The sequence below is a fragment of the Bacteroidetes bacterium SB0662_bin_6 genome (assembly GCA_009839485.1).
In the GTDB taxonomy this organism is placed as follows: Bacteria; Bacteroidota; Rhodothermia; order Rhodothermales; family VXPQ01; genus VXPQ01.
Map to the genome: position 1 here is coordinate 41,378 of VXPQ01000038.1, position 26,161 is coordinate 67,538.

Sequence of the window (26,161 nt, forward strand, 5' to 3'; positions counted from 1 at the left end):
TATGCGCCTTGCATCCCTTCGAAATACAACGCTTGGCATCCTGATTGCCGCCGCTTTTCTCGCCTCCTGCGAAAGCGCGGTCAACCCACTGATCGGCGAACCACGCCCGTTCACGATCTGGGGGCTTCTGGACGCCGCGGCAGACACCCAGCGCGTGCGCATCTTTTCTATCGAAGGAGAGCCCGGCATCGACCGCCCTGGCACGCTGGATGCTTCCGTAACCACTACGAACCTTGAAACCGGAGAAACGTTCGTCTGGAGGCCCTACCAGGTAACGTACGGCGATAGCGTTACGGCGCATCTCTTCGAAGCAGTATTTCGCCCTGTACATGGACACCGGTACCGTCTCGACGTCACCCGCTCGGACGGCGCCGTATCCACCGCCACGGTGAAAGTACCGCCCGAAGTGGATTTTACCATCGAACGCTCGGACTTAAGCCCGAGAATACATGTCTACGTACGAGGAAATCCTCTTCCCAACCTGCTGGGGGTCGAGATGCGGTACGAAGCCACCAACGTACCCCCCGCCCAGGTCTGGCCCACCGACCTGAAGCTCCATCCGGTCGTGAATTACCCGGTGGAAGTGTCCTATCAGGGGACAGAGCAAAGAGCGCCCGGCGTCGTACGGTACGACATCAACATGACAGACGATTTTGCAATCGTGGAGGAGGTATACAAAAGCAGATGTCTGGTGACCGAAGGCAACCCCAATATCGCCCTGCGCCGCGTCGAGTTTCATTTTGTAGCGGCGAACGAAGAATGGAGTCCTCCGGGGGGCATATTCGATCCTGAGGTGCTCGTCGAACCCGGCACCCTTTCCAACATCGAAAACGGATACGGCTTCTTCGGCGCCGGCGTGGTGGTCGCCGAACGGTGGACCCCTGTGAAAGGCCTGCGGGACTTCATCGGATACAGTTCGGAGCAGGGATGCTCTCTGGTGCCGAGCGCCACCAACCCGTCATGCACTTCTCCGCCCGTTCCGTGCCTCGACGATTTCAGCGAGGATATCTGGGGCCTCTATTTTTGAAACTCCAGAGAAGCATCAGGTTGGACTGACTCGCCCACCTGCTCTATCCATCCGCCGCCCACCACATCGTCGCCCTCGTACAGCACCACGGACTGCCCGCGCGTAATAGCCTGACGCGGCGCGGCAAAAGCCACGTGGAGTTCATCCGGCCCTTCCTGCCGGACCATGCCGGGCACCCCCGGATCGTTGTAACGAATCTTCACGTCCACCGGCAGTTCGTCGTCAAGATGTTCGTACTTCACGAGATTGATCTGCCGGGCCGTGAGCGCACCGCGGAATAACTCGTCGCGCGCACCCAGGACAATGGTATTCGTTTCGGCGTCGATATCGATCACATACGCCGGATACCCGAGCGCCACGCCAAGACCCCGGCGCTGTCCGACCGTGTAAAACGGATACCCCTCATGCCTCCCGACGACAGTCCCGTCCGAGGTGACGAACAACCCTCCCGACACGTCCTCCGCCAACCCCTCTACGCGGTCTTTCAGGAACCGCCGGTAATCATTGTCCGGGATAAAACATATCTCGTAGGAATCGGGCTTATCCGCCACGCGGTCCAGCCCGTACGCAGCAGCCATCTCCCGGATGGCCGGCTTCTCGAATACGCCCAGGGGCAGCATGGTGCGGGCCAGATGCTCCTGGGACACCCCCCACAAGGCATAACTCTGATCCTTGCGGGCATCGCGGCCCTTCATCAGTACGATCCGGCCCGTGGCTTCTTCGCGCCGGAGCCGGGCGTAATGCCCCGTAGCAATGTAGTCGCAGTCCAGCTGGTCTGCCCGGCGCATCAGCGCCGCCCACTTTATATGCGTATTGCACAATACACACGGATTGGGCGTGCGACCGGCGAGATATTCGCCGGTGAACCGCTCGATCACCCAATCGCCGAATTCCTCGCGGATGTCTACGATAAAATGCGCAAAGCCATACTTCACGGCGACGGAGCGTGCATCGTTCATGGATTCGAGCGTGCAACACCCTACTTCCTTGCCCCCATGCTTTCCGGTACGCCCGCCGCTGCGCGCGTAATCCCATGTCTTCATGGTGACGCCGACCACCTCGTATCCCTGCTCGTGCAGCATGACCGCCGCAACCGACGAATCCACGCCGCCGCTCATGGCCACCAGTACCCGTCCCTTCCTGTTCATGGTTTGTCCTATGCTGCTACAATACGTGCTTCGACCACCCGCCGTCCACGGGAAACCCTGTGCCGGTTATGTACGCGGCCCGCTTGCTTACCAGAAAAGCCGCTGCCGCCGCAAACTCCTCCGGTTCCGCAATGCGCCGCAGGGCATTGTTTTCGGCCCATCCGGCCTCGATCTCTTCGACAGGAGTCCCTGATGTCGAGGCAAGGTGCGCCGCCAGTTCCTTCAACCGTTCCGTACGCGTATACCCCGGCAAAATGGTATTGACCGTAATACCCGCCGGACCCAATTCCTCCGAAAGGGTCTTTGCAAAGCCTTGTACCCCGGCGCGGGTCGCATTCGAAAGGTACAGGCTGGGAATTGGGCGTTTGGCTGAAATCGACGTGATCATCAGAATGCTGGCATGCGGATCATCGGCCGCCGCAGCCGCCCGCAAATGCGGCAGCGCCGCCCGGCACAACTGGATAGTGCTTACCAGATTCAACTCAATCGCCGCACGCCACGTTTCGAGGGACAAATCGTCGATATAGCCCGGGGGCGGCCCGCCGGCGTTCGTCACCAGGATATGCAGCCCGCCGAAATGCGCGCAAGTCCGCTCGATCGCATCGTCCACATCACGTTCTTTCGTCACGTCACACGCAAGCGGAAGAATACGTTCCCGATCGACGCCGGCTTCCTGCGCCACACGGTCGGCAGCCGCTGCAATACGCCCCTTATTCCGGGAACAGATCGCTACGCGAGCCCCTTCTCCGGCAAGCGCGACAGCCACGGCACGCCCCAGCCCGCTGCTGGCGCCGGCTATAAATGCGATCCGTCCTTCGATACCCAGGTCCATGGTCTTTGACAAATATTCGCTTGTGAAAACCGATACAATTACGAAAGTTAGGGATACTCCTCATTTTTTAACAGCAGCGGCTCCATGACCCACCACAACTCCGACCAATCGACATCCCGTCGCGCCGTCAAGACGCCGCTGGCTCCGGCAGCCATAGGCCCTTACAATCAGGGCATTCTCGCCGGAAACACCCTCTATTGCTCCGGACAGCTGGGAATCGATCCCGAAACGGGGAGCATGGTGTCCGGCGGTGCAGAGGCCGAAACGGAACGCGTACTGCAAAACCTCGGCGCCGTGCTCAAAGCCGCACAAATGGATTACAGAAATGTCGTTCGGTGCACGGTGTTCCTGGCGGACATCAACGACTATGGAATCGTAAACGATGTATACGCCCGGTATTTTTCGGAACGCCCCCCTGCCCGGGAAGCAGTGGAAGTTGCCGCACTTCCGAGGGGCGCCCGGGTGGAAATCTCCTGTATCGCGGTCCGTTAGCCCTGATTTCGGGGTTGTCTGCCCGCCGGGCCCTACGCGTTGAACCGGAGCACAGATCCGATCACCGCATCGCTTTCGAGGCGCTCCCGGCCTGAGAGGTAATCCAGCTCGACAAGGAATGAAAATCCGGCAAGCTCGCCGCCGGCCTCCCGGATCAGTTTCGCCGTCGCCGCCGCCGTGCCGCCCGTAGCGATTACATCGTCATGGATAAGAATTCGGTCTCCCTCCGAAATGGCGTCCATGTGCATCTCGACACAATCCGTGCCATACTCCAGATCGTATTCCATTCGGTACGTCCGCCAGGGCAGTTTGCCCTGTTTTCGAATGGGGACAAACCCTGCATCGAGTTCCTCGGCCAGAGATAATCCAAACAGGAAGCCGCGGGCTTCGATCCCCGCTACCTTTGTGACGCCGGCATCCCGAAAAGGCTCTGCGAGCGCCTCGACAGCCTCTCGAAACAGGACGGGGTCCAGCAAAATCGGCGTGACATCCTTGAATGCAATCCCCGGTTGAGGAAAATCCGGCACGGTGCGAATCGCATCATGCAAGGACTGTACAGACGTTTCGGCGGAAAAATGCATTCGAAAGAAAATTGAAAAACGGAAAACGAACTGCACGGCCGAATGGAAATTCTTCCGTCCGGGCGCATTAGGGAAGGCTCACCTGCGGACCGAGACCCCTGTCATACTGCTCCTTGTACGCGCGAACCGCCCTGAAGATAGCACTTGCCAGATAATCCTGCCCGCGTTCGCTTGCCAGAAACGCCGCTTCGGACCTATTGCTGATAAATCCCAATTCGACCAGCACGGCGGGCATGGAAGCGCCCCAGAGCACATAGAAACCGGCCTGCTTGACGCCCCGGTTCTTGCGCTTCACCCGTTTCTCGAACTGATCCTGGATCAGCACGGCGAGTTCCTGGCTCTGTTGCATGTATGCACTTTGCGTAAGCGCCATGCGAATGAGGGCTTCCTCGGTCATGTCCTCGTATTCCTGCTGGGAACTCTCCATCTTCACCACCTCGTTCTCCCGCTCCATCGTATTGCGGGCAGCATCGGTCTTGTGCAGGCCGATGAAAAAGGTTTCGGCGCCGCTCGCCGCCTTATTGCCCGCCGAATTCGCATGGATCGAAATGAAAAGCTTGCCCCCCCGCTCGTTGGCGATCCGCCCCCGATCCTTGAGTTCGATAAAGCGGTCGTCCTGACGCGTATACTCGACATTCACGCCAAGACGCTCCTCGAGGTACGCTCCGAGTTTCAGCGAAACGGCAAGGGCGATGTCTTTTTCGCGGAGGCCGTGTCCTTCCGCCCCCGGGTCCTTGCCGCCATGCCCAGCATCGATCACCACGGTGTCCAGAAGCCAATGCCCGCCCGCCGGAGCCGGTTCGCTTGACGGTAATACCGCTTCTCGCGTCAGGCCGGTCGTTCCTCCTCCGATAGCGGGCAACTGATTGGTGGAAGGCGTGGCCAGCAGCGATACCGACCGAACGGGAATCTGCCGGACTTCCCTGTCCGCTTCACGGCGCGAAGCAATCCGCCCGGATGCATACGCAAGTCCTACAAGAATATCGTTGGAGCCTCCGTCGCGGTAGGTCGAGGCATCCACAGGCTGTCCGGCATCCAATGTAAACCGGAAAAACAGATGGCCTTCCTCTTCCTCCCCGGAATACCGGAGGACGGGCCCTGCGGCATCATCCCTCATGTGATCGGAGGAAAGCCGCGTATTGAAAAGAATCACCTCCAGTTGCCCGTCGGCAAGCATGCGTGGCTCGCTATAGGCAGCTACCGGGCCATCCGTATGAAATCGAATAACGTAGCCCTCGCCGTCGGATCGCTCGGTCAGCGAAACACGCTCCACCTGCGGGACGGCGCGAAGCGCAATCGCGTTTGAGGAAGCAAGCGGGGCGCCGGCAGCCCCGCTTGCATGAGAAGCCGCCCCCACCGCAGAAGCGGCAAGAACGATTATGGCGCAAAACCGGACCATTCCCCCTACGGGAAATCCGTTGCGCAAAAAAAAGCCCGAACGCAAACGATGCATCATGGTTACGGAAACGGTCTAACAGGATCGCCTCCTCTGCATCTTGCGCCGGCGAAAAGGGTGGGTGGTGGATAGGCAGAAAAGCAAATCGCAGCGCAAAACCCCACACTATCTATAAATATACAAAAAACTGTCGAAAAAGCATAGGGGGAGGCCTTGCGGCTCCCCCCGGCCTTTCAAAAAAGCTACGTTACCAGTCCAGGGTATCGTTGCCCAGCAACTCCTGCAGGCGACGGTCCACGATCTGATCGCCGAGGCGCTCGCGCTCGGAAACCGCCTTTTGCAACTCCTGCAGTTTCTCCTCGAGTTGCTCCACCTCGCGGCGGCGGTTCTCCTGCTTGAGTTCGAAAATCTCGGTCAGTCGTTCCCGCAATACCGCTATGCTGTCCCGGCGCGCCTTCCCCTCCTCCATCGCAGCGAGCTTGCGAGCCATGTTCACCGTCTCATGCTCCATGCGCCGCTCGCTCATCAACCGGTCGAAAAGCCCCCTGTCGTTGTCCTGTATGTCCGAGAGATAGTGCTGCATCTGAATATGCGGAAACTCGCTCGCCGTACGGGCCGCTTCCGCCGCGTGCATCGTCATTTCCTCCAGCATTTGCTGCAATTCGTTCGTCTGCGATTCATCAAAACGATGTTGCAGGTCCTGGAGACGCCTCGCTTGTTCGCGCAGGTCGTCGGCCTTCCGCGCCAGAATGGCTTCGGGCGGTGCGGTAACGATAAACAAAGTGGCGTCCGCTTCCATGTCTGCACAAGCCCCATCCAGCAAAATGCATTCGAAATCGCCCATGTGGGTTTTCAACCACAGACTGTCCCCTTCCAGAGTATACCGCCGCCCGTCTTGCAGTTGAATAATCAGGTTCTCGTCAGAAGAAGACATAGTATAATTCACGGAAGCGCCTTTCGGCGGGAAGTCTTCCGGCAGTTTTTCGGGTGGAATTTGCCGCCCATTTATGGACACCACGCCATCCTGGATGTTAAAGGAACGAAGCGTCGGGTCATCGCCTCGAAGCGAATCCGGTTGCTGCGCCGCCGCCGTTCCGGCAGCAAGAATCAGGATCGGCAGGGCAAGCAACCAGCCTTTGAAGTACAGGGAAAGAGAGGTCATGGCTTTACGGTATTGGTTGAGCAGGGTGCGTTACCTCCAGTTTCCAGTAATGAATAGCATAGTTCCGACGCACATCGTCAGCGGCGTTCCGAGGCGGGCGTCAACCCGGTATTCCCCGATCCGGCAGGGAGCATCTCAAGAGGCACCGCGGGCGTTTCCCAGCCCGTGGCCACCCCATCGCCGATACTCCGGATGCGCTGTTGCAGGGATATGACATCGCTCTGGTCGTCCCAGGCCGGTATTTCCACCAAAATGAATCCCGGCTGGGCCAGCGTGCCGTCCTCGGCCTGTTCGGACGCAGCAGCAGCCGATTGCAGCGGTCCGGCAGCATCAGCGGACGATGCGCCCGCAAGAACCGTTGGAGAGGGAGCTTCCACTGCTGTTTCCGAGGGCGGGGCGCCGGCAGAAGCCGGAAGATCAGGAGAAGGGGCCGCAGCGAGCCCCGCATTCCCGGGCTGTACATCCGCCCCACGATCCTCAGCCTCTCCGGCTGGAGAAAGCGTTTCGGGAGAAGCTTCGGCGGGGACTGCTTCCGTAGATACGGATGCATCGGGACGGAGCGCTACCGGTTCGGAATCGGTCAGAGCCGGAGCAAATACATCCGCCCGAAACAATCCGACAATCGCGACCACCGCCAGCATCGCGGCGATGGCTCCGCCTGCAATACGTCTCGGCAACCGCCACACCACTCGTTTACGGGACAGGGCAGGGCGATTTTGTCGGGCGCCAGCGGGCTGGGCAGACTGTGCTGCCGCTTGCAGTACAGCCTCTACGGCCTCCGGATCGGGCCGTGCGGACCGGATCGCGGATCGCGCATCCAGCCAGTCCTTCATTTCGCGCAGGGAAGCGGCCTCTTCCGTATTCCCGGAGCCGGGATCCGAGGGCTTCCCCGAACCCTCGTACAGTTCGAGAAGCCAGGCGTCTTTCTTGTCCATACCGGTTCGTTGTATCAGGTGGTTCGTATTCCGTCGGCCTCCTCGCCGAGTTCTATCCGTATCATCTTTTGCAGGTTGAGAAGCGCATAACGCATCCGCCCCAGTGCTGTATTTATGGATACATTCGTAAGCTCCGCAATCTCCCGGAACGTCATACCGGTTTCGTGACGCAGCAGCAGTACCTCGCGCTGCTCGCCCGGCAACCGTTCGATGCATTGCTCCATAATGTCAATCCGGTGGCGCAGGTCCACCTGCTCGTCAGCAGGCGCCGGTGTACCCGGCAACCGGTCCCAAAAGGAGCCGTCCTGCGCATCGTTCGTTTCCACATCGGTCCATTTTTTCCGCTCGCGCATATGGTCGAAGACCGCATTGCGGGCAATGCGCATCACCCAGGCCAGCCATTTGCCCTGCGACGCGTACGATCCGCGTTCCTTCTTCATCGCGCGGATCGCGCGAAAGAAGGTTTCCTGAAACAGGTCGTTCGCTACGTCCCGATCACGTACCATACCCATCACATAGCCGAATATGCGCTCCTTATGCCGTTCCACCAACTGGCGGAACGCCTCCTGATCGTCTTCTTCAATGTATGCGACCGCAAGGGCCTCATCCGTACGATGCATTCGGAATGACGGAACGGACGGGATGCAGAAAAACTATCCTGTTCCAGCCGCGCAATCCTTACAGAGAACCAATTTCCTTTGCAAGAACGGGGCAGGAGCGGAATTATTGTATCACAAGCGGATTAGGCGGATAGTCTGATTGAAACCGCCCGCTGCCGGGAAAGATCGATCCGGGAGACAAGGAACCATTCGGGCGTTATTTTCATAAGGATTTGGTTGCCGAAGACAGTCGCAAAGGCAGATTCCCGTTCGAAAACGCCACGCGACATGCCGTGCGCAGCGGCATCACTACCCATTACTCCCCGTACCGCTACCGCCACCTTCTTCGTTCGATTTCCGCCGCGCACGATGACGTACACGCTTACCTGGTTTCTGCGTCCCTTCACCATCCTGGGGAGATATTCGCTATTGATCTTCCAGGCGTTTGTATCGCCGGACGATTTTCGCACGTACCGCAAGAACATCTTCGACCAGATGATGCGCATCGGCGTGGAATCCATCCCCATCGTTGCGCTGGCCGCCGCTTTTTCCGGCGCCGTGACCACGGTACAGGTGTCTTACCAGCTCGTTTCGGTCTTCCTGCCCGCCACCGTCATCGGATCGGTCGTGGCGCCCTCCATGATTCTGGAGCTCGGGCCTGTAGTCACGGGATTCATCCTGGCAGGGCGCGTCGGCGCGCGCATTGCCGCCGAACTGGGGACCATGCGCGTCACGGAGCAGATCGACGCCCTCGAGGCAATGGGTCTCAACTCAATAAGCTACCTCATCGCGCCCCGGATCCTCGCGGGCATCATCATGTTTCCGATGCTCTACGTGGCGGCCTGCGCCATCGGCATCGGAGGCGGTATCGCCGTAGCCAACCTCGGCGGTTATCTGACCACGCAGGAATTCGTACAGGGCGCCCGGGACTTCTTTCGTCCATTCGATCCGTACTTCGGCTTGAGCAAGGCATTCGTTTTCGGATTTATCATTACCTCCGTATCCTGTTATATGGGGTATTTTACGGCCGGCGGCGCCGAGGGCGTCGGCAAAAGCACCACGCAGGCGGCCGTGATGAGTTGCGTTTTTATTCTCATTGCAGACCTGGTCCTCGCCGTCACGCTGCTGTAAAGGCTTTCACGCGCCATGATCCGGCTCGAACATATCACCAAGCAGTTCAACAATACCGTCGTGCTTCGCGACGTTTCCCTCGACATTCCCGAGGGAGAAACGCTGGCGGTCATCGGCCGGTCGGGTTCCGGTAAAAGCGTACTCATCAAACATGCGGTGGGCCTGCTCACACCCGACGAGGGGCGCGTGCTTGTGGACGGCGCCAATATCCATGAGGTGTCCTACAAGGAGTTGCGGCGTATCCGACGCAAGTTCGGTGTGCTGTTTCAGGGTGGAGCGCTGTTTGATTCGATGTCCGCTTTCGAGAACATTGCTTTTCCGCTGCGCACCTTCACAGGAAAATCCGATGAGGCTATCCGGAGCCGCGTCGAAGAGTGCCTCGACATGGTGCAATTGCCCGATATCGATAAAAAAATGCCGTCCGAACTGTCGGGAGGCATGCAGAAGCGCGTAGCACTGGCCCGGGCCATTGCACTGGAACCCAAATACATCATATACGACGAGCCGACGAGCGGCCTCGACCCTGCAACGTCCAACCGTATCGATGAGCTCATTCTGTCACTGAATGAGAAGTTGCGCGTAACCAGTATCGTGATAACGCACGACATGCATTCGGTACTTGCCATTGCTGACCGGGTCGCCTTTATCCATCAGGCCCGGATCGCCTGGACCGGAACTGTAGACGATATCCACCGAAGCGATCACGAATCTCTGCTTGATTTCGTCCGGGCCAACGAATACGTGATCGGAGAACAGACTTCCGCATCGGAAGTATCCCTGCATCCCTAACGAATGTCCATCCCTGTGAAGTACTCCAAAGAACTGATCGTCGGTCTGAGCCTCGCCGCTGCGGTGGTTGTTTTTGCACTGGGCATCCGTTTCCTGCAGGATGTGCCGCTTTTCCGCAGCACGTACGTACTCTACACCCATTTCGAATCGGCCGGTGAGCTTTCAGGAAGCAGCTCCGTACGCATCAATGGGGTCAATGTGGGCACGGTGGGAAATGTCCGGCTGGACACGGATAATCGGGTGCGCGTCCGGTTGCACCTCGATGACAGTATCCATATCCCGGAGGGATCCCATGCCGAAATTGGCGGCATTTCCGCCTTGGGTAATAATTATGTGGTTATTTTCCCCGGCCCTCCGGGCAACCCGCCGATAGCCGACGGCGGATACATCGAGGGTATCAGTGCGCCGGATGCCTTTGAAGCGGTGACGGAACGAAGTGTCCGCCTTACCGAAAATGTCGAGGAAGCCCTGGCGAACGCAAACCTCCTCCTTGAAGATACCGGCCTCCTGATCGGGGAAACCGGCGCCGATATCCGTCCGACGCTCCGGGCTTTGCGAGAAGTCACGGATGCCCTGGCCCGCACGCTGCGCGAGGAACAGGAATCCGTAAGAGAGATCATCAGCAACGTCGAGACCGTTTCAGAGGACCTTTCCAGAATCTCGGGCGCCAGTGCGGACACACTGGCTCAGACGCTGCAACGCCTCGACCATATAGCGATGTATCTCGAAAATTCTCTGGAAACGCTCGAAGGCACCACGCACAACCTGGACGAGATTCTGGATAAAATCAATAACGGCGACGGCACAATAGCCCGGCTGCTGAACGATCCGACCTTGTACATCCAGATGGGCTCCACGCTCGGGGCGCTCGACGCCCTGCTGAAAGACCTGCAGGAGAATCCTCGCAAGTATTTGCGGCACATGGACATTGTGGACGTTTTTTAGCGGAAGGCACACCCGGAAGACAAGATTCTCCTCTTCCTGTTCTCACGCGCCGACGCCGCCGTTTTTATTTTTGGCGCCACACCACACCAGAGTCTTCGTACTTATCCGATGCTGATTGAATACATCCGGCGCCACCTGCCCGCTCTTCCTGCGCCAGATCGCACGGAATTCGAACCCGCACGCCAGGAACGAGGCCGTATGCTGTCGCTTGTACTGCTTCTGCTGCGCAGCGTACCGCCGTTGCTCCTCGCTGCGTTCGTCTTCAGTTTCTGGTGGGATGTGCCGGTTGGCGACCGCACGTACTTCGGCATAACGTACCGCTTCGAAAACCTCCTCCGCATCATCTCCGTGAGCGGGTTGATCGGGTACCTCACGAACTGGCTGGCCATCACCATGCTGTTCCACCCGAGGCGGAGGCGCCCCCTGCTGGGACAAGGTCTCATTCCTGCGCAACGGGAACGCGTGATATACCGGCTGGCGAAGACCGTCTCCGAAGAACTCATCAACGAAGAAATTATCAAGGAAAAGATCGAGGCGTCGGGACTCCTCCGGAAATACCGGGAAACGGCCTTCCTGGTCACGCGCAACATCGTCGAGGACCCTGAGTTCCGGCACGAACTGAAGACATTTGTATCCCGCTACGTCAACGAGGCGCTCTCCTCACCGGAAGTACGCGATCAGATCGTAACCTTCATGGAAGACAAACTCCGGCTCCTGGCCGGCAGAGGCGTGGCGGGCCTTGCGCTGCGCAGCTGGCGTTTCTGGAATCAGGACGATTTCCGGCGGCGGCTGGAAGAAATAGTCAAGGAAATTCCTGCCTCGATGGATACGATCCTGGACGAACTGGACCCCGTACTTGATCAACTGCCGGACAAAATCGAGGCCCGTGCCGAAGACATCGAGAACTGGTCTGCGCGCATTGTACTCGGGTTTATTGAACGGCTCGACGTCTACGGCATCGTCGTGTCGAACATGCAGAAGTACAATGAAGACAAACTGGAGGCGCTCATTCTGAACGCTTCCAACGAACAACTCCGATACATCAAATATCTCGGGGGCGTGCTCGGCACCGCGGGCGGGCTGGTGATCTGGGAGCCGTTCACAACCCTGATATTGTTCGTGGCCGGAGGAGGCTCCATCTATGCCCTGGACAGCCTGCTACTGAGTCGATCCCGCGCTCGAGCGCGCCGGCGCGCCGGAAAGAGACTCGACGGAAACGCCCCGAACCGTCCGGGGCAGGACGGAACGAACGGGGACCTTCCTGCGTGACGCAAGGGACCGGACAGGCACCCGGACATACGGCGTGCGCTCTTCGAAATTCAGAAGCGTTTCGAGCGTGTCCTCCATGGTGTTCTGCTCCATAAGTGCCGTACGCAGCGCGCCTGCATTCCGGAATCCCTTGAAATAGCCTCCGTAATGCCGCCGCATCTCAAGCACTCCCTTCCTCTCGCCCAGCCATTCGCATTTCAACGCAAGATGCTCGGCTACCACGGCGAGACGCTCCTCCCATGTGGGCGGATCCATCTTCTCGCCCGTTTCCAGCCAGGACTTCGTTTCCCGGAAAATCCATGGGTTGCCGATCGCGCCGCGCCCGATCATCACGGCATCCACCCCCGTCTCGGCGAACATATCCCGTATTCTGACCGGATCGGTGGCGTCTCCGTTTCCGATGAGCGGAATGTCCCGGACACCCTCCTCCCGGATACGGCGCAGCCACTCCCAGCGGGCTTCGCCCCGGTACATCTGACTGCGCGTACGGGCATGCACCGCCAGTGCAGCAATACCGGCTTCCTCCAGCATGCGCGCCACTTCTATGATCCGGATAGAGTCGTCATTCCAGCCCAGGCGCGTCTTGACCGTCACAGGCCGCGTGGCGCCCTCGATCACCGCCTCGGTGATCTGCAGCATTTTTGGCAGATTGCGCAGAATCCCGGCCCCGCCGTCCTTGCATACCACCTTGCGCACCGGGCATCCGAAATTGATATCGATCAGGTCCGGATTGGACCGGTCCACGACAGATACCGCTTCCCGCACCTGTTCGACATCGCCGCCGAACAACTGTATGCCGACCGGTCGCTCCTCTTCATAGATATCCAGCTTTTGCAGGGAATCCCTGGCGTCGTAGACCAATCCCCCGCTGGAGATAAACTCGGTGTAGAGCAAATCCGCCCCGTACCGCTTGCACAGGATGCGAAACGGCGGATCGCTCACATCCTCCATAGGCGCAAGAAACAGGGGATACCTGCCGAATTCGAGAGAACCGATGCGCATGGTCAGGCGGAAAAAGGAAAAGGATCGAGCCTTCGACAGCGAAAAACAGGAAATACCGGCCGAAGATTTTCTCGCAAAAACGTAACCGGACCGCATGCGTTCCCGTAGCACAAGCGTAAGGCCGGCTTTTTATCCGGGCAAAAACCCGCATAGCGCCCTGTTACCCGGAAAGCTTTTTTGCCGAAACACTCCCTTGAAATTCCTATTTCCCCACGCCATGCATAACCCCGCGCGCCGCCCGATCCCGCTTGCAGCCTCTGCACCGCTTGCGCTCGCCGCAACCCTTTTCCTTGCCGGATGCGGCCCGAATCTATTCGAACGCGCCGGTAATTTCGGATCACTGACGTGTTTCGGGGTCATCATCGTCATCCTCAACATCATCGCGCTGGTCGAATTGATCGGCAGTTCAAAATCCGTCGGCAACAAGGTGGGATGGGCCCTCGTTATCATTTTCTTCCCGGTGCTGGGCTGTGTGTTGTATTTTGTCTTCGGACGGTCGTAGGCACCTGATCCGACGCCCCTTGCCGAAGACGTATGAACCCGGACCTTTCGCCCGCGCCGCCTTTCGCAGCGATCGTATTCGATATGGACGGCGTGGTCATCGACTCCGAGCCGATACACGACCGGTCGCACCGGATCATTTTCGGCCTGCACGATTTGCCCGTCCCGGCCGAAGCCTATCCCTCCTTCAAGGGCATCCCTGAGCGCAAACTGTTCGAACGGGTCGTGTCCGAGTTCGGATCGGACGAGCACGATGTGGACACGCTCACCGTATCGAAGGAAGAAACCTTCCTGAGTCTCATGCCCGATATGCGCCCCATTCCGGGCGTACTGGATTTTATACGCCTGGCGAAATCGCAAATGCGCCTTGCGTTGACGACTTCCGCAACAAGCAGATACCAGCGCTTCGCCTTCGACCGGTTCGATCTGGATCGCTTTTTCGAGGTCGTCGTCACGGCGGAGGATATACACCGCCACAAACCCGATCCCGAACCGTATCAGGAGACCGCAAAACGTCTCGGTCTGGCGCCGGAGATGTGCTTCGTTATCGAGGACTCGGTGAACGGAGTGCGCTCGGCGTACCGGGCCGGGTGTCATGTAGCGGGAATAACCACATCGTTCTCCGCCGGCGAACTCGAAGAGGCCGGCGCACACATCGTGATTGACACGTTCGAAGAACTGGCGGAGCGTCTCGGCATGGGAAAAAACGGCGCGGCGCGCACCGCCGACTGACATAAGCCGGCCCAGTCCCTCACCGGCCCTTTCCGGATACTCTGATTAGGCCCCGCAGAGTGCTGCTGCATAGTGGTAACAGGCCCTGAGTCCGCGAAGTGAGAGCACCCTTTACTCCATGCCGCGGTCCGCAAGATACGCAGCGCCGCGCCCCTTGATGTTCTCGTCCCAGTACTGCATCCATTCAGGGCCTTCCCCGGCAAGACGTTCCCAATCGATCTCCATGGGTTGGATATCCACCCCGGTCATCCATTCCGGAAGATCCGCATCCGGGATGGTATTCCGGACCGGGATGCGATAAAACCGGTGCGCCTGATCGACCAGGGCGCTATCGGACGTGACGAACTCATAGAAAGTCCGCGCAATCTCCGGGTTCGGCCCCCCCGCCACAAGCGCAATGCCGTCCGTAAGGACCGGCGTTCCGGAAGAAGGCACCACATAGTCGAAAGGATACCCGTTGTCCTGCGCCTGGATATACGTATCCGGCATATTCCACAGCGTTACATCGCCTTCCTCGCGGGCCAGTTTGAGATAAAGCTGTGTCGGGTCGGCGGTATAGGTCTCCACGTTGCGGTCCAGACGGGCCAGCCATGCATACCCTTCCTCTACGGTAGGCTGCCGGAGAATCATCGCTCCCCAAATGGTCCGCATGGTGCTGGAAGCCAGCGGATACCGGATGATCACCCGGTCGTGCCATTGCTCCTCAAGCATTTCATCCCAGTCCTGCGGAGGCGCTTCGCCCGTCAGTGCAAGAGAACGGGTATTGTACGTAATCACTTCAGGGGTCAGAAAGGTGCCGTACCATGTGTCTCCGGCCCCGGACGCGTGCGGAGGCGCTTCCGCGGCCCAGGATGGCGTATACGGATCGAGCAGGCCCTCCCGGGCCGCCCGGTCGAACGCCATCCCGGCGCCGCCCCACCAGACGCTTGCCTGCGGATTCTGCCGTTCGGTCCGGATCCGGTCGTACGCATCCTGCCCTCCCATGTCTATCCATGCGATATCCACATCAGGATAGCGGGCCTCGAACAACTGCTCATAGGCTCCGAGCATTTCCTTGCCGTGCGGCGAATACACCAGCACGCGGGTACGCTCATCCTGGGAAGAACACCCGACAAGCCATGCGAGAGCCGGAAACAGAAGCAGCGTATGCCGAAAAACGTGAAAATTCTTCATACCAAAGGGGGTTAATGCAGGAAATCAATGTTCCACGAGACGCAATTCAGCGAATTTCAGCATGACCTTTTTCCGGCCCGCTTCCCGAAAGGCAATAACAGCCCTTGCTTTCTCGCCGCGGCCTTCCACGGAAAGCACCTCTCCTTCGCCGAAATGGGGATGATTCACACAGCACCCCGGGATAATGGCGCCCTCCCCCTGATCGTAGACCACCGTACGACCGCTTTCCTTGCGGGCGGGCGCGGCCAGGTTCTGCCGGTAATAATGCGGCGCCATCCGGTCGTACGACGGACCTCCGGAGAAGCCGGAAACCACTTCAGGATCCGGAAGAAAGCGCCCCGCCTCCTGCCGGACAGCTTCCCCGGCTTCGGTGCGCACGACGCTGCCATCGATCTCGTCCAGGAAGCGGCTGCGTACCGTCGGCGCCGAACTGCCGAAGCGAAAGCGGGTCCGGGCATAAGAAAGGTGTAACCGTTCCGCCGCGCGCGTAACGCCTACATAGAAAAGCCGGCGCTCCTCCTCCACGGCGGCAACCTCCCCGATGGCCATGGATACAGGAAAGAGCCCTTCCTCCAGACCGGTAACGAACACTACGGGAAATTCGAGTCCCTTGGAGGAATGCAGCGTCATAAGCGTTACGCGCGACTCGCTGTCCATCTCGTCGAGATCCGTCCGGAGCGCCGCCTCCTGCAGGAATGTACTGAGCGTATGCTCCCCGGGGCTTTCCGCAGTATACTCCGCGATAGCCCCGATCAATTCCTGCACATTTTCCCACCGCATGAGATTCTCAGGCGTCTGGTCCTGGCTAAGGTTTTTGACTATGCCTGTTTCCTGCACGACGGAACGCGCAATATCCTCCGCCGGCAGGCCCTGTTCGACCTCTTCCATGTGCCTGCGCATCATCTCCCGAAACGCCACGACGGCGCGCCCGGCCTGCGGCCCGAGCCCCACCGACTCAGCCTGCTCGATCGCCTCCCAGACCGTCCCTTGATGCTCTTCCGCAAAAGCCATGAGCCGTCCGAGCGTTCTGTCCCCGATGCCTCGCGTTGGATAATTGATGATGCGGCGCAAACTCGCCAGGTCTCCGGGATTGACCAGAAGGCGCAGATAAGCAAGAATGTCCTTCACTTCCTTTCTCTGGTAGAAAGACAGCCCGCCTACGATACGGTACGGAACGCCTCCGCGGCGCAGCGCATCCTCGATCGAGCGGCTTTGCGCATTGGTCCGGTAGAGTACCGAAAAATGCTCGTAGCCGTATCCGAACCGGGCCTGCAGGCTCCGGATCGCCCGCTCGATTTTCTGCGCCTCATCCCGCTCCGACAGCGCCTCCATGAGCACAATAGGATCCCCGTCGGCGTTTTCTGTCCACAGCTTCTTTTCAAGGCGGTCCCGATTGTGTTCGATAATGGAATCGGCCAGTCGCAGGATGCTTCCCGTAGAGCGGTAATTCTGTTCCAGCCGTACGGTAACGGCTTCCGGATAATCGCGCCGAAAAGAAAGAATGTTTGCAATGTCGGCGCCTCGAAAAGCGTAGATGCTCTGGGAGTCGTCGCCCACGACGCAGATGTTCCTGCGCCGCCCGGCAAGCAGTTTCGCCAGCATATACTGGGAACGATTCGTGTCCTGATATTCGTCGATGTGCAGATATGTCCAGCGCTCCCGGTATTTTTCGAGTACATCCGCACATTGTTCAAACAGGAGGATCGGTTTCAGGAGCAAGTCGTCGAAATCCATGGCGTTCGCGGTGCGAAGCGCCTGTTCGTAGGGGCCGTAAAGCTGCGCCGCTACCTGCTGCAGGGGCCCGAAAGCGGAACGCTCGTATTGATCCGGGGACACCATTCGATTCTTCGCACCGGACAGGATATGCCGGACGCTGCGGGGGCTATGCTGCTTCGCGTCTATCCGAAAACGCTCCATCAACTGGCGCAGAATCCGCTCCGAATCATCCGTGTCATAAATGCTGAAATCCCGCGCATAACCGATCCGCTCCCCTTCCACACGCATGAGACGGGCAAAGATCGAATGAAACGTGCCCATCCACAGATCGCGGGAAGCGTCGCCCGCAAGCCGATCGATGCGGTCGCGCATTTCGCGGGCCGCTTTATTCGTGAACGTCAGCGCAAGAATCTGCCAGGGTCTGGCGCGTTCCGTCGCAAGCAAATACGCAATCCGGTGCATGAGCATCCGGGTCTTGCCGGAACCCGGGCCGGCCACGACAAGCACAGGCCCCTCGGCCGCCCGCACCGCTTCCTGTTGCGAAGCATTCAGCCCCCCCATAATAGCCTCGCCGGCCTCCCCGTTGGAAACGGGTTGTCCGGAAGAAGCGGGCGGGCCGGAAGAATCGGAAAAAAGCATACAGTGCAGGGGAAAAAAGCCGCAACCGGAACGACAGGCCTCATTACAGATCAGAGTACGACACCCGGCACAGAACAAGATACCGCAACGCAAGCGGGGATTCGACCCTTTGCATGTGAGATACGCGGGAAGAAATCAGGGCCCGTTACCATAACCGCGAAGTTCAGCGTATCCTGAAGCGGGCGGCTACGAAGCAGATTCTTCCAGATTCGCCAACCGCACAAAGAACCGGCGGCGATCCATGGCCACGACGCGCACGTTGCTTCCGGCCGCAATAAAATCCCCTTCCGTAGCCACTTCGATGCGTTCTCCGTCGATGCGGGCTACACCGGTAGGGCGCAAGGGCGTTACTGCAACCCCGGTCTTGCCGAGATACTTTGCACGGCGCTCCGTTTCCCGGTCTTCCCCGGGCCGTTCTCCTGTAATCGTCGTACCCAGTACAAATCGATCCCAGGCTCCCGAGGTCCACATCCAGTAAAAAAGGCCGCCCCCCGCTATCGCCGTGCCCACAATGACATAGATTCCGCCCAGCAACCCGGATTCCGTGAAGGTGTAGCCGATAGCGAAAAGAATGACAATGAAACCGAAGATGCCCACCACATTGAAACCGGGCACGAGATACACTTCCACGGCAATCAGACCGAGACCCACCAGAATGAGTGCTATGGGAAGAAAAAATTCCATCAGGTAATCAGGGGTATTGCTGGAGGAAAAAAGTCATGTGGCGGCAGGCGCCGCACGTACGATCACGCGGCTGCCGCGCACCCGGATTATTTCCACCCTGGTTCCGGGCAAAACAAACTCCCCGCGCGTCACCACATCGATGCGTTCCCCCTCGATGTCCGCCATGCCCGCGGGACGCAACGGGGTCAGAGAGACACCCGTCCGGCCAACCAGCTCTTCCATGGTTTCAGACGAAACGTAGCCGGAGGCGCTGGCAAGTTCCGGGGCCAGCACCAACTGGCCGAACCGCTCCGATTTTGGAAGATATTTACTGAGAGAAAACATGAGAACGATCAACAGGACCAGTGTGGCCGCCATCGTACCCACCGCGGGCGCCAGCGCGGCAAAAGGCGGAAACGAAAGCCCGACATTACCGACCAGGGCCGCAAAAAGCGAACCGGCCACAAGCACCAGCCCGCTGATGCCCGCCACGCCAAAACCCGGAATCACGAAGATCTCGGCAAGCAGGAGCAGCACTCCGATGCCGAAAAGCACGATTTCCCAACTCTGGACAAGGCCGATCATGTAATGCGGCGCAAAAAACATGGTGGCGCCGATAGCAGCGATAGCCCCGGGAAACCCGACGCCGGGCGTTTGCAATTCGAAGTACAGCCCACCCATCATCATCAGCATGAGGAGGGACTGCAGAACCGGTGAACTGAGAAACCGCAGCGCCCGTTCGAGGGTCGAGGCACGGTGCGCCACCGAAGCGGTCGAGGCAAGACCGGCTTGCTCCGCCACCGCATCGATATCGGAAAGAATAGCGTCCGCAACACCCAGCCGAAGCGCTTCCTCGGAAGAAAGCGTCAACACGCTGCCGGCCTCGGACACCCCCTCGACTTCCAGTTCTTCATCCACCATGGCTTCCGCAATGCGCGGATCGCGCCCATTGGCCTCCGCAGTGGCCCGCATCAACCCCCTCATGTAACTCTGGTACTTGTCCGGCGCCGCCTCTCCCGAACCGCCCTCCACCACCGTGGCCGCCCCGATGGAAGCGCCCGGAACCATCACGATCCGGTCGCTGGCATAGGATATGAGCGCACCGGCGGAAGCCGCGTTCTTGTCGATAAACGCTACCGTGGTCGGCTCGAGGTCCAGAATCGTTTTGCGAATCTTGTCGGCAGCGTCCACCAGCCCGCCGAACGTATCCACGTGAAAGATGATCAGCGATGCGCCCGCCGCTTCCGCATCGCCGGCGGCTCGCCCCACGTACCGGGCGAGCACATTGTCGATAGGGCCCTGAATCGGAACAATGTACACGGGCCCGTCGGCCAGCGGCGCTTCGAACAGCGCGTCCGGGGACGACAAGGAGGAAGTCTGTTGCGACTGACCGGACGCGGGAAAAAACAGGCCGAACAGCAAGCCTGCCGGGATAAGAAACGGAACGAAGCGCCTTGCAAGGCTATTCATGGCGGCGCACAATCATGGAAAAAGGTACCTGACTGTTTTACGGAGATTCCTTGAAATAAGATTCACGCCGCAGGCGCTTAGGGCCTGTTACCGCAAGACCGTATCGTCCCGTTCGAACGGCGTCCCGGCGGGTTTCAGGCCGTACTTTGCGAATGCCTCGTCGAGCTCCGGCATGAACCGGGATCGAATCGGGCGGGTCAGATACTGAATCTTGCTTGCCCTGCCGAAGATGTATTTCCGGAACGGATGTATGTAGATGCGCACATGATCGCGCCCCAGCGGAGTTACTTCCATATACACAGTAATCCGGTACAGACCCCACTGGCGCAATACACGCTCCTTCGTTGCAATGGCGTGGGGCAGGTCGGTGGCCGTCGTATCCCATCCTGCTTCGTTGAGCGCGGCGACGATCCGTTCGGGGACGGTGCTTGCGACAGCGCCCTCATCCGGCGTCATGCCGGACGGCGCGCCCGGTGGATCTACTGTTCCGGAAACGGCAATCGCAAGAAGCGTATCCGAAGACGGCCTGTCATAATCCCGGTACAGAGGGGCAAGGGACGGGGCGCACGCCGAAATAAAAAGAGAAGCGCCGAGAAGCGCCGCCGGTGCGCATAATCGTTTCATGATCCCTCGGCTTGCAGGGCAAGGATAACGAACGTCCTTGTACGTACGCATGAAAGGCAACCGGGATCTTCGGCGCGGCCGGGCGCCATATCCCTGTATAGTGCTAACAGGCCCTTTATACCGCCAGGGTAGCAGTGCTCACGCGCTCCCGAAGAAAATGCAGCATGATTTGGTTGAACGTCTCCGGATGTTCGAGCATCGGGGCATGACCGCACTTGTCGATGAAGTGCAACTCGGTATCCGGGATGAGTTCTTCGAACTCCCTTGCCACATCCGGCGGCGTAATCGCGTCATTCGCCCCCCACACGAGCAGCGTCGGCACCTGGATCTCATGAAGACGGGTACGAACGGTCTCGTTTTTCGACGCCCTTGCCATCTTGATCAGTCTGATCGCACAGGCGCGATCTGCGACGACTTCCAGCATCTCGTTCACCAGATCTTCCGTCACCTGTTCCTTTTCGTAGAAAGTGATGGCTGCCCGTTCCCGGACGAAGTTCGGATCATACCGGCGCGGGCTGCCCGTACCCATTTCCACCTCGTACAAACCCGAGGAGCCGGTGAGTATCAGTGCACTTGCACGCTGGGGGTGGGAGAAAGTATACAGGATGGCGAGTTGGCCTCCGAGCGAGTTGCCCGCAAGCGTCACGAAATCAAGCTCCATCGCGTCGAGGAATGCATGCACGTACTCCACCAGGCCTTGCATGCTGGTCTGCCCCACAGGAAGGGTGTAGACCGGCAGAAAGGGAACGATGGCGCGATATCCGTTAGCCGCTACGGACTGGACGGCGTCCGTCCAGTTCGTCAGATTTCCCAACATGCCATGCAGGAAAACGATTGGAGGGCGCTCTGTCACGGGCCCTTCGTCCAAATACCGGAAATCGCCCCGCTCCTTAACGTTGTAGAGGGATTTCTCTATAACCGTGTACATGCACTCTGCATTCAATGACTCGCAACGACTTGATAAGATACGGCGTAAAGGCTTTCAATAAAAATGGGGCGGTCACCTCTCCCGCTTCCCGTTCGTGAAGTGTCGTGCAGGAGTCCTGAAAATGTTTCCCCCAGGTGCTGACCGGAATGTTTCGTATTCCGAGCCGGTTATGGAGCAGGTTATGTGTTGTCCGGATTGAAACTTTGCGCCCGGATCCGTGTAAATACTTGTTCACCTCGCAGGAGCCCTGTAAACAAGCTGCTGAACACTACTACCGTATTTACGACAGGAGATCGTCATTATGCCATGCGGACGTAAACGAAAGCGACACAAGATCGCTACCCACAAAAGAAAAAAGCGTCTTCGTAAGAATCGCCACAAGAAGAAAGGAAGATAAACGCGGGCTTGACCTGAGCATACATCGAATGAAGCACTACACACTGGGTAATATCGTTCGAGCAGGGGTATGGGGCCTGATAGCCGGTGTATCCGCAGGTTTTGCTGTTGGGCTTCTGCTGGCGCCGGGAGAGGGGCGGAAGCTGCGCCGCCGCCTTGTTTATCAAGTGGAAACACTGGCGGATCGGATCGGATCGGCCGTTGAGGACTTCTCCAGCCCGGAAGGCGATAGCGAAGCCCGCCGCACGGGAAATCGACTCGTCGAGGACGCCGAGGAAGAGGCCCGCCGGATCCGGGACGAAATAGACGCACTGCTTGGAGACGCCCGCGGCGCCTCTTTGCCTTCTTCCGAGGAGGAAAAATAACAATAGTATTAGGGTCTCCGGCACGATGCACCCCGCCGGAGCACTTCCTGTCTCATGCCGAACTTTTCGATCCTTCTCCCCCCTTCAGAAAAATCGCAACCGGGGGGTAATCCTTTCGTTCCGGACATGTTCGACTACCGCACGCCGAACACGTTCAACTATTTCAACGAATTGAACCCCGAGCGCCGGAAGATCATCGGCGCCGTACAGGAAGCGATCGAAGCCGGGGGGGATCTCGAAAAACTGTTTGCGGTCAACGGAGAAGAGCTCGCACAAGCCATCGAGTTGAATCAGGAAATCTACGACGCGCCGCTCATGGCTGCGCTGGAGCGCTTCAGCCCGGGCGTGATGTACGAAGCCATGGATTTCCCGGGATTGCCCACGGGCGCGCAACGCCGCCTGCTCGAAAACGGCGTCATTTTCTCCGGATTTTTCGGACTGTTGCGCCCGGACGACCTTGTTCCCGACCACCGGCTGCCCATCGAGTCGGAGGTACCGAATATCGGTGCGCTGACCGATTTCTGGCGCCCCTTCGTCAGCCCCGCCCTCAACCGGACTATCGCCGGGGCGTTCGTATGGGACATGCTGCCCGATTCACACCTTGCCGCCTGGGAAGACGACCACAGCTATGAGCAGATCGTGCGCGTAAGGTTCTACGACGAAAAGAACGGATCGCGGCAGGAATCGGGTGAAAGCCTGGCGCCGCTCAGGGGAAAACTGGTCAATTTCATTGTGCGTGAATCGCTGGAAGATCTGGAGCCGTTGCTGCACTGGACCCACCCGGACGGATATACGTACGACCCGGACGGGACGACGGAAAATGCCGCATCGAAGGAAATAAAGATTGTCTTCGTACGGCGCGCCTGAGCGCATATCGGCGCATAGCTACCCTGTCTCCGCCTCATCATTCAGCGCCATGAGAAGGCGCACGCCTCTCAGCACCAGATATTCGTCTGCCCGATCGACTTCCGGCGCCTGTTCTGCGAGCAGGTAACTCCATCCGCCGGTAGCCACTGCAAACGCTTCCCCCTGCAGTGTTTCCCGAATTCGGCGGAGGAGGCCGCGTACGCCCTCCACGAATCCGTACATGATTCCGGATTGCATGGCTTCCGCCGTCGACCGGCCGACAAGAATGCGCGGCCACTCCGGAGCCACATCGGGAAGTTGCGCCGTGCCCCGGTGCAATGCATTCAGGGCAAGTTCCGGGCCGGGACCGATCGTGCCCCCGGCATAGACGCCGCTCCGACGCACGACCTCGCAGGTAACGGCGCTGCCCGCATCGACGACGATCACGTGACGGGGATCGCCGTCCTGCGACGATTTTCCGTATTCGAACCAGGCGGCGGCAGCGGCGGCAAGACGATCGACTCCGAGGGTATCCGGGCTGGTGGAGTCCAGTTGGAACGGCAGCCGCATCGTAGAACGAATTTGTACCGTAGCGTGGCCTCGATCCTTGAGGAGACGGGTCAGACATGCGGCGGAATCCGGCACGACGGACGCTATCCCGGCCCGGTCTATGCTATGTCCGGCATCACGCACCCGGCTTATAGCTGCGTCCAGCCGGGCTTCCATCCCTGCAGGGTCGTGCGGCAGTGAGAACGCATGGCGCAGCAGGTCTCCCTCGAACGCGCCCCCCTTGATCGCGCTGTTTCCTATGTCGAACGTGAGCCACATGGATTTCGCTGGTTAATACAGGATACTCTGAGCGAAGTGGTTTTGATCGGAGTATCCTATCCCGTGGTCACTTCGCCGGCATGAAAGGTCCGCATACCCTCGTCGGTGGCGAGCAGAAGACCGCCGGTCTCCCCCAGTCCTGCTACAATGCCCTGCACAGAACCGCTTCCGTGCGCAAAACGGAGTTCCGCCGGAGCATTCAGGTTATACATACGGCGCATGTACCGCTTCCCCACGGCGACGGCATCTTCTTCGAGGCGGTCAAGCGCTTGTTCGAGGCGATCGAATACGGCGGCGAGCAGATGAGCGCGGTGAATCGTGCGCCCGGTGGCCAGCAAAAGCGATGTAGCCTGTGGTTCGATATCGGTCGGGAACGTGTCCTCGTTGACGTTTATGCCGATGCCGAGAATGACCGCGCGGGATGCATGGGAAGCCTGTCCCGCTCCGGCGGATTCAAGTAACATCCCGCAGCATTTCCGCTCGTCGATCAGGATATCGTTGGGCCATTTTATCTGCGTGCATACGGGCGCCGTAAAGCTGTCGACGGCTTCCGACGCCGCCACGCAGGCAGCTATCGTAATGAGGTTCCAGCGATCAGGCGCCAGCACCGGACGCAGGATCACGGAAAAGGTCAGATTGAGACCGCTGCGCGCCGACCACGCGCGCCCCATGCGTCCCCGCCCTTTCGTCTGGAGCTCCGCGTACACGACCGCCCCGTTCGGCGCTCCCGCCGTCGCCCAGTCCAGAGCAAGATCGTTCGTGGAAGTCACGGTATCGTACGCCCGGATTTCCTTCCCGATATAGCCTTGCCGGCCGGCGTACTGCGTATCGAGCAGACGGCGGGCCTCATGAGCAGGGCCGCCCGTTATCTCTCGCAGAGACGTGACCATGGGGCGCATCGGTCTTTCCCGGGCATTCATGAATCGAAGAATGAAAGGACCCTTTCGTCGAACAGGGTTAAAGCGGATTGCAAAAAATAACCACGATGGTCATGGCTTGCACACCCGGTCTGTTTCCCGCCGACAGGCCTTTCCCGAACATTCAGCCGCTACGGTCCGGGTCGTCGCGATTCGACGCCTGAACCATTTCCCCGAAATCGTAATACTCCGCACTGCTCCGGAAACGCTGCGCAGGACGCAACAGGAGTTTGATGCGCGTCTCGAAACGGGTATGGTCCGGCGCCCACGTGCCGGAAGGGAGACGAACCGTGCTCAGAAAAAAGGCGCTTTCCTCCCGGAACCACAACGCAGTATGCACACGCTCGATGTATATGCCGACGAGACGATCCGATGTCCGGTCCAGATACAGGCGTACGCGCCGGATGGACCGGGACACTTCGAAACCCGGACGGGCAGTAATCCTGATGACCCGCACAGGGCGGTCGGACAACATGGAATCGGGGGCGAATTCGTACCGCCAGGCTTCCCGGTTCCGGGCTACGGCATACGGCGGATCTTCCGGAATGATATACTCTGCCAGATCGGATGCGGCGAAGCCGGCTTCCTCCAGGTCATCGTCCGCTGAAACGAAACGGCGCAGATAGCCGAAATCGAACGTTCCGGAAGACTCCGAGTAGATCGTGCGCGGCCCTTCCGCATCGTGCCGTACTTCCTGTTCACGGGAAGCGAGAAGCGCACCGCCCTCGTCAAATTGCCCGGTGCGGGTTCGTTGCGTGTACGCACGGGTCGAAACGCTCTGAAAGGCAGAGCGCAGCGCCGTCTCGTCGATGCGCTCCAACAAGGCGCCGATGGAATCGGCAGCGGCCGATTCCTCCGGCGTCAGGGGCAGCGTCGGGTTCCGGTCCGCGCATCCCGACGCAAGGAATACCAGACACACGCTCCATGCAAGGACCGATCCATGCGAAACCCGTCGGAGGGGTCGCATTTTCCGGACAAAGAGCAAAGAGCGGGACATCAAATGCGGCATGACACAGCGGCAAAAACCGATCAGAACGGATACAGTAGCGAATAAA

The 26,161-nt window shown here is 59.2% G+C and carries 27 protein-coding genes; 10 read left to right on the top strand and 17 right to left on the bottom strand.

Going from position 1 to position 26,161, the window contains the following annotated elements; translation table 11 throughout:
• The first annotated feature begins 1 nt into the window (after position 1).
• Positions 2-1,027, top strand: coding sequence for a DUF4249 family protein (locus F4Y00_07020; GenBank protein ID MYE04703.1), 1,026 nt, complete (start codon positions 2-4; stop codon positions 1,025-1,027).
• Here the strand turns inward: F4Y00_07020 and mnmA are convergent.
• Complete coding sequence (gene mnmA / locus F4Y00_07025) at positions 1,018-2,175, bottom strand: tRNA 2-thiouridine(34) synthase MnmA (protein MYE04704.1); 1,158 nt, start codon at positions 2,173-2,175, stop codon at positions 1,018-1,020. The two genes, F4Y00_07020 and mnmA, sit on opposite strands and share 10 nt — an antisense overlap.
• Before the next feature lie 16 nt (positions 2,176-2,191).
• The gene (locus F4Y00_07030; GenBank protein MYE04705.1) at positions 2,192-3,007 is read right to left on the bottom strand and encodes an SDR family oxidoreductase; all 816 of its coding nucleotides are present in this window, start codon (positions 3,005-3,007) and stop codon (positions 2,192-2,194) included.
• 84 nt (positions 3,008-3,091) lie between these two features.
• On the opposite strand from F4Y00_07030, the gene F4Y00_07035 reads away from it, so the two are divergent.
• Entirely contained in the window at positions 3,092-3,499 is a 408-nt protein-coding gene (locus F4Y00_07035) for a RidA family protein (GenBank protein MYE04706.1), read from the top strand.
• Positions 3,500-3,531: 32 nt separating this feature from the next.
• Here the strand turns inward: F4Y00_07035 and F4Y00_07040 are convergent, their stop codons facing one another.
• The 5 genes from F4Y00_07040 to F4Y00_07060 all read right to left on the bottom strand — a co-directional run bounded on the left by F4Y00_07040 (position 3,532) and on the right by F4Y00_07060 (position 8,193).
• Positions 3,532-4,080: an adenine phosphoribosyltransferase gene (locus F4Y00_07040; GenBank protein MYE04707.1), complete on the bottom strand. Its 549-nt coding sequence runs from the start codon at positions 4,078-4,080 to the stop codon at positions 3,532-3,534.
• A 67-nt stretch (positions 4,081-4,147) separates the two neighbouring features.
• Positions 4,148-5,479: an N-acetylmuramoyl-L-alanine amidase gene (locus tag F4Y00_07045; protein ID MYE04708.1), complete on the bottom strand. Its 1,332-nt coding sequence runs from the start codon at positions 5,477-5,479 to the stop codon at positions 4,148-4,150.
• A gap of 244 nt (positions 5,480-5,723) precedes the next feature.
• Positions 5,724-6,638 (bottom strand): hypothetical protein, encoded by a 915-nt coding sequence (locus F4Y00_07050; GenBank protein ID MYE04709.1) that lies wholly within the window; start codon positions 6,636-6,638, stop codon positions 5,724-5,726.
• A 77-nt stretch (positions 6,639-6,715) separates the two neighbouring features.
• Positions 6,716-7,573, bottom strand: a complete 858-nt coding sequence (locus F4Y00_07055) for a hypothetical protein (protein MYE04710.1) — start codon at positions 7,571-7,573, stop codon at positions 6,716-6,718.
• Positions 7,574-7,587: 14 nt separating this feature from the next.
• Positions 7,588-8,193: a sigma-70 family RNA polymerase sigma factor gene (locus tag F4Y00_07060; GenBank protein MYE04711.1), complete on the bottom strand. Its 606-nt coding sequence runs from the start codon at positions 8,191-8,193 to the stop codon at positions 7,588-7,590.
• Positions 8,194-8,541: 348 nt separating this feature from the next.
• Between F4Y00_07060 and F4Y00_07065 the strand changes: the two genes are divergently transcribed.
• From F4Y00_07065 to F4Y00_07080, 4 genes are all read left to right on the top strand, one after another.
• A complete protein-coding gene (locus F4Y00_07065) occupies positions 8,542-9,303 on the top strand; it encodes an ABC transporter permease (protein MYE04712.1) in 762 nt (253 codons plus the stop codon).
• A gap of 15 nt (positions 9,304-9,318) precedes the next feature.
• Positions 9,319-10,092 carry an ABC transporter ATP-binding protein gene (locus tag F4Y00_07070; protein MYE04713.1) on the top strand — a complete coding sequence of 258 codons (774 nt, stop codon included), beginning with the start codon at positions 9,319-9,321 and terminating at the stop codon, positions 10,090-10,092.
• 3 nt (positions 10,093-10,095) lie between these two features.
• Complete coding sequence (locus F4Y00_07075; protein ID MYE04714.1) at positions 10,096-11,037, top strand: MCE family protein; 942 nt, start codon at positions 10,096-10,098, stop codon at positions 11,035-11,037.
• Between the two features lie 108 nt (positions 11,038-11,145).
• Complete coding sequence (locus F4Y00_07080) at positions 11,146-12,306, top strand: DUF445 family protein (protein ID MYE04715.1); 1,161 nt, start codon at positions 11,146-11,148, stop codon at positions 12,304-12,306.
• Here the strand turns inward: F4Y00_07080 and dusB are convergent.
• Positions 12,196-13,308: a tRNA dihydrouridine synthase DusB gene (gene dusB, locus F4Y00_07085; GenBank protein MYE04716.1), complete on the bottom strand. Its 1,113-nt coding sequence runs from the start codon at positions 13,306-13,308 to the stop codon at positions 12,196-12,198. The two genes, F4Y00_07080 and dusB, sit on opposite strands and share 111 nt — an antisense overlap.
• A 217-nt stretch (positions 13,309-13,525) precedes the next feature.
• Here dusB and F4Y00_07090 point away from each other — a divergent pair, with 217 nt between their 5' ends.
• Both F4Y00_07090 and F4Y00_07095 read left to right on the top strand, forming a co-directional pair.
• On the top strand, positions 13,526-13,810 hold the full coding sequence (locus F4Y00_07090) for a PLDc_N domain-containing protein (protein ID MYE04717.1): 285 nt from the start codon (positions 13,526-13,528) through the stop codon (positions 13,808-13,810).
• 32 nt (positions 13,811-13,842) lie between these two features.
• A complete protein-coding gene (locus F4Y00_07095; GenBank protein MYE04718.1) occupies positions 13,843-14,541 on the top strand; it encodes an HAD family phosphatase in 699 nt (232 codons plus the stop codon).
• 111 nt (positions 14,542-14,652) lie between these two features.
• On the opposite strand, the gene F4Y00_07100 is transcribed toward F4Y00_07095, so the two are convergent.
• The 6 genes from F4Y00_07100 to F4Y00_07125 all read right to left on the bottom strand — a co-directional run bounded on the left by F4Y00_07100 (position 14,653) and on the right by F4Y00_07125 (position 21,754).
• A complete protein-coding gene (locus tag F4Y00_07100) occupies positions 14,653-15,714 on the bottom strand; it encodes an extracellular solute-binding protein (GenBank protein MYE04719.1) in 1,062 nt (353 codons plus the stop codon).
• 24 nt (positions 15,715-15,738) lie between these two features.
• A complete protein-coding gene (locus F4Y00_07105) occupies positions 15,739-18,069 on the bottom strand; it encodes an AAA family ATPase (GenBank protein ID MYE04720.1) in 2,331 nt (776 codons plus the stop codon).
• A gap of 186 nt (positions 18,070-18,255) precedes the next feature.
• Positions 18,256-18,753: a hypothetical protein gene (locus F4Y00_07110; GenBank protein ID MYE04721.1), complete on the bottom strand. Its 498-nt coding sequence runs from the start codon at positions 18,751-18,753 to the stop codon at positions 18,256-18,258.
• Between the two features lie 33 nt (positions 18,754-18,786).
• The gene (locus F4Y00_07115) at positions 18,787-20,202 is read right to left on the bottom strand and encodes a hypothetical protein (protein ID MYE04722.1); all 1,416 of its coding nucleotides are present in this window, start codon (positions 20,200-20,202) and stop codon (positions 18,787-18,789) included.
• Positions 20,203-20,289: 87 nt separating this feature from the next.
• Positions 20,290-20,826, bottom strand: coding sequence for a hypothetical protein (locus F4Y00_07120; GenBank protein ID MYE04723.1), 537 nt, complete (start codon positions 20,824-20,826; stop codon positions 20,290-20,292).
• Between the two features lie 115 nt (positions 20,827-20,941).
• Complete coding sequence (locus F4Y00_07125) at positions 20,942-21,754, bottom strand: alpha/beta hydrolase (GenBank protein ID MYE04724.1); 813 nt, start codon at positions 21,752-21,754, stop codon at positions 20,942-20,944.
• Between the two features lie 425 nt (positions 21,755-22,179).
• On the opposite strand from F4Y00_07125, the gene F4Y00_07130 reads away from it, so the two are divergent.
• Together F4Y00_07130 and F4Y00_07135 are read left to right on the top strand one after the other, a co-directional pair.
• Complete coding sequence (locus F4Y00_07130) at positions 22,180-22,515, top strand: YtxH domain-containing protein (protein MYE04725.1); 336 nt, start codon at positions 22,180-22,182, stop codon at positions 22,513-22,515.
• A 54-nt stretch (positions 22,516-22,569) separates the two neighbouring features.
• A complete protein-coding gene (locus F4Y00_07135) occupies positions 22,570-23,382 on the top strand; it encodes a YaaA family protein (protein ID MYE04726.1) in 813 nt (270 codons plus the stop codon).
• An 18-nt stretch (positions 23,383-23,400) separates the two neighbouring features.
• Here F4Y00_07135 and F4Y00_07140 read toward each other — a convergent pair whose 3' ends face one another.
• From F4Y00_07140 to F4Y00_07150, 3 genes are all read right to left on the bottom strand, one after another.
• A complete protein-coding gene (locus tag F4Y00_07140) occupies positions 23,401-24,189 on the bottom strand; it encodes a type III pantothenate kinase (GenBank protein ID MYE04727.1) in 789 nt (262 codons plus the stop codon).
• 56 nt (positions 24,190-24,245) lie between these two features.
• Positions 24,246-25,109 (bottom strand): biotin--[acetyl-CoA-carboxylase] ligase, encoded by an 864-nt coding sequence (locus tag F4Y00_07145; GenBank protein ID MYE04728.1) that lies wholly within the window; start codon positions 25,107-25,109, stop codon positions 24,246-24,248.
• Positions 25,110-25,230: 121 nt separating this feature from the next.
• Positions 25,231-26,073 (bottom strand): hypothetical protein, encoded by an 843-nt coding sequence (locus F4Y00_07150; GenBank protein MYE04729.1) that lies wholly within the window; start codon positions 26,071-26,073, stop codon positions 25,231-25,233.
• Positions 26,074-26,161 lie beyond the last annotated feature (88 nt).

What these genes read in the sequence shown, in the direction of transcription:
- F4Y00_07020 (MYE04703.1), top strand. Translation starts at nt 2, where the DNA reads ATGCGCCTTGCATCCCTTCGAAATACAACGCTTGGCATCCTGATTGCC.
- mnmA (MYE04704.1), bottom strand. Translation starts at nt 2,175, where the DNA reads ATGAACAGGAAGGGACGGGTACTGGTGGCCATGAGCGGCGGCGTGGAT.
- F4Y00_07030 (MYE04705.1), bottom strand. Translation starts at nt 3,007, where the DNA reads ATGGACCTGGGTATCGAAGGACGGATCGCATTTATAGCCGGCGCCAGC.
- F4Y00_07035 (MYE04706.1), top strand. Translation starts at nt 3,092, where the DNA reads ATGACCCACCACAACTCCGACCAATCGACATCCCGTCGCGCCGTCAAG.
- F4Y00_07040 (MYE04707.1), bottom strand. Translation starts at nt 4,080, where the DNA reads ATGCATTTTTCCGCCGAAACGTCTGTACAGTCCTTGCATGATGCGATT.
- F4Y00_07045 (MYE04708.1), bottom strand. Translation starts at nt 5,479, where the DNA reads ATGGTCCGGTTTTGCGCCATAATCGTTCTTGCCGCTTCTGCGGTGGGG.
- F4Y00_07050 (MYE04709.1), bottom strand. Translation starts at nt 6,638, where the DNA reads ATGACCTCTCTTTCCCTGTACTTCAAAGGCTGGTTGCTTGCCCTGCCG.
- F4Y00_07055 (MYE04710.1), bottom strand. Translation starts at nt 7,573, where the DNA reads ATGGACAAGAAAGACGCCTGGCTTCTCGAACTGTACGAGGGTTCGGGG.
- F4Y00_07060 (MYE04711.1), bottom strand. Translation starts at nt 8,193, where the DNA reads ATGCATCGTACGGATGAGGCCCTTGCGGTCGCATACATTGAAGAAGAC.
- F4Y00_07065 (MYE04712.1), top strand. Translation starts at nt 8,542, where the DNA reads ATGACGTACACGCTTACCTGGTTTCTGCGTCCCTTCACCATCCTGGGG.
- F4Y00_07070 (MYE04713.1), top strand. Translation starts at nt 9,319, where the DNA reads ATGATCCGGCTCGAACATATCACCAAGCAGTTCAACAATACCGTCGTG.
- F4Y00_07075 (MYE04714.1), top strand. Translation starts at nt 10,096, where the DNA reads ATGTCCATCCCTGTGAAGTACTCCAAAGAACTGATCGTCGGTCTGAGC.
- F4Y00_07080 (MYE04715.1), top strand. Translation starts at nt 11,146, where the DNA reads ATGCTGATTGAATACATCCGGCGCCACCTGCCCGCTCTTCCTGCGCCA.
- dusB (MYE04716.1), bottom strand. Translation starts at nt 13,308, where the DNA reads ATGCGCATCGGTTCTCTCGAATTCGGCAGGTATCCCCTGTTTCTTGCG.
- F4Y00_07090 (MYE04717.1), top strand. Translation starts at nt 13,526, where the DNA reads ATGCATAACCCCGCGCGCCGCCCGATCCCGCTTGCAGCCTCTGCACCG.
- F4Y00_07095 (MYE04718.1), top strand. Translation starts at nt 13,843, where the DNA reads ATGAACCCGGACCTTTCGCCCGCGCCGCCTTTCGCAGCGATCGTATTC.
- F4Y00_07100 (MYE04719.1), bottom strand. Translation starts at nt 15,714, where the DNA reads ATGAAGAATTTTCACGTTTTTCGGCATACGCTGCTTCTGTTTCCGGCT.
- F4Y00_07105 (MYE04720.1), bottom strand. Translation starts at nt 18,069, where the DNA reads ATGCTTTTTTCCGATTCTTCCGGCCCGCCCGCTTCTTCCGGACAACCC.
- F4Y00_07110 (MYE04721.1), bottom strand. Translation starts at nt 18,753, where the DNA reads ATGGAATTTTTTCTTCCCATAGCACTCATTCTGGTGGGTCTCGGTCTG.
- F4Y00_07115 (MYE04722.1), bottom strand. Translation starts at nt 20,202, where the DNA reads ATGAATAGCCTTGCAAGGCGCTTCGTTCCGTTTCTTATCCCGGCAGGC.
- F4Y00_07120 (MYE04723.1), bottom strand. Translation starts at nt 20,826, where the DNA reads ATGAAACGATTATGCGCACCGGCGGCGCTTCTCGGCGCTTCTCTTTTT.
- F4Y00_07125 (MYE04724.1), bottom strand. Translation starts at nt 21,754, where the DNA reads ATGTACACGGTTATAGAGAAATCCCTCTACAACGTTAAGGAGCGGGGC.
- F4Y00_07130 (MYE04725.1), top strand. Translation starts at nt 22,180, where the DNA reads ATGAAGCACTACACACTGGGTAATATCGTTCGAGCAGGGGTATGGGGC.
- F4Y00_07135 (MYE04726.1), top strand. Translation starts at nt 22,570, where the DNA reads ATGCCGAACTTTTCGATCCTTCTCCCCCCTTCAGAAAAATCGCAACCG.
- F4Y00_07140 (MYE04727.1), bottom strand. Translation starts at nt 24,189, where the DNA reads ATGTGGCTCACGTTCGACATAGGAAACAGCGCGATCAAGGGGGGCGCG.
- F4Y00_07145 (MYE04728.1), bottom strand. Translation starts at nt 25,109, where the DNA reads ATGAATGCCCGGGAAAGACCGATGCGCCCCATGGTCACGTCTCTGCGA.
- F4Y00_07150 (MYE04729.1), bottom strand. Translation starts at nt 26,073, where the DNA reads ATGCGACCCCTCCGACGGGTTTCGCATGGATCGGTCCTTGCATGGAGC.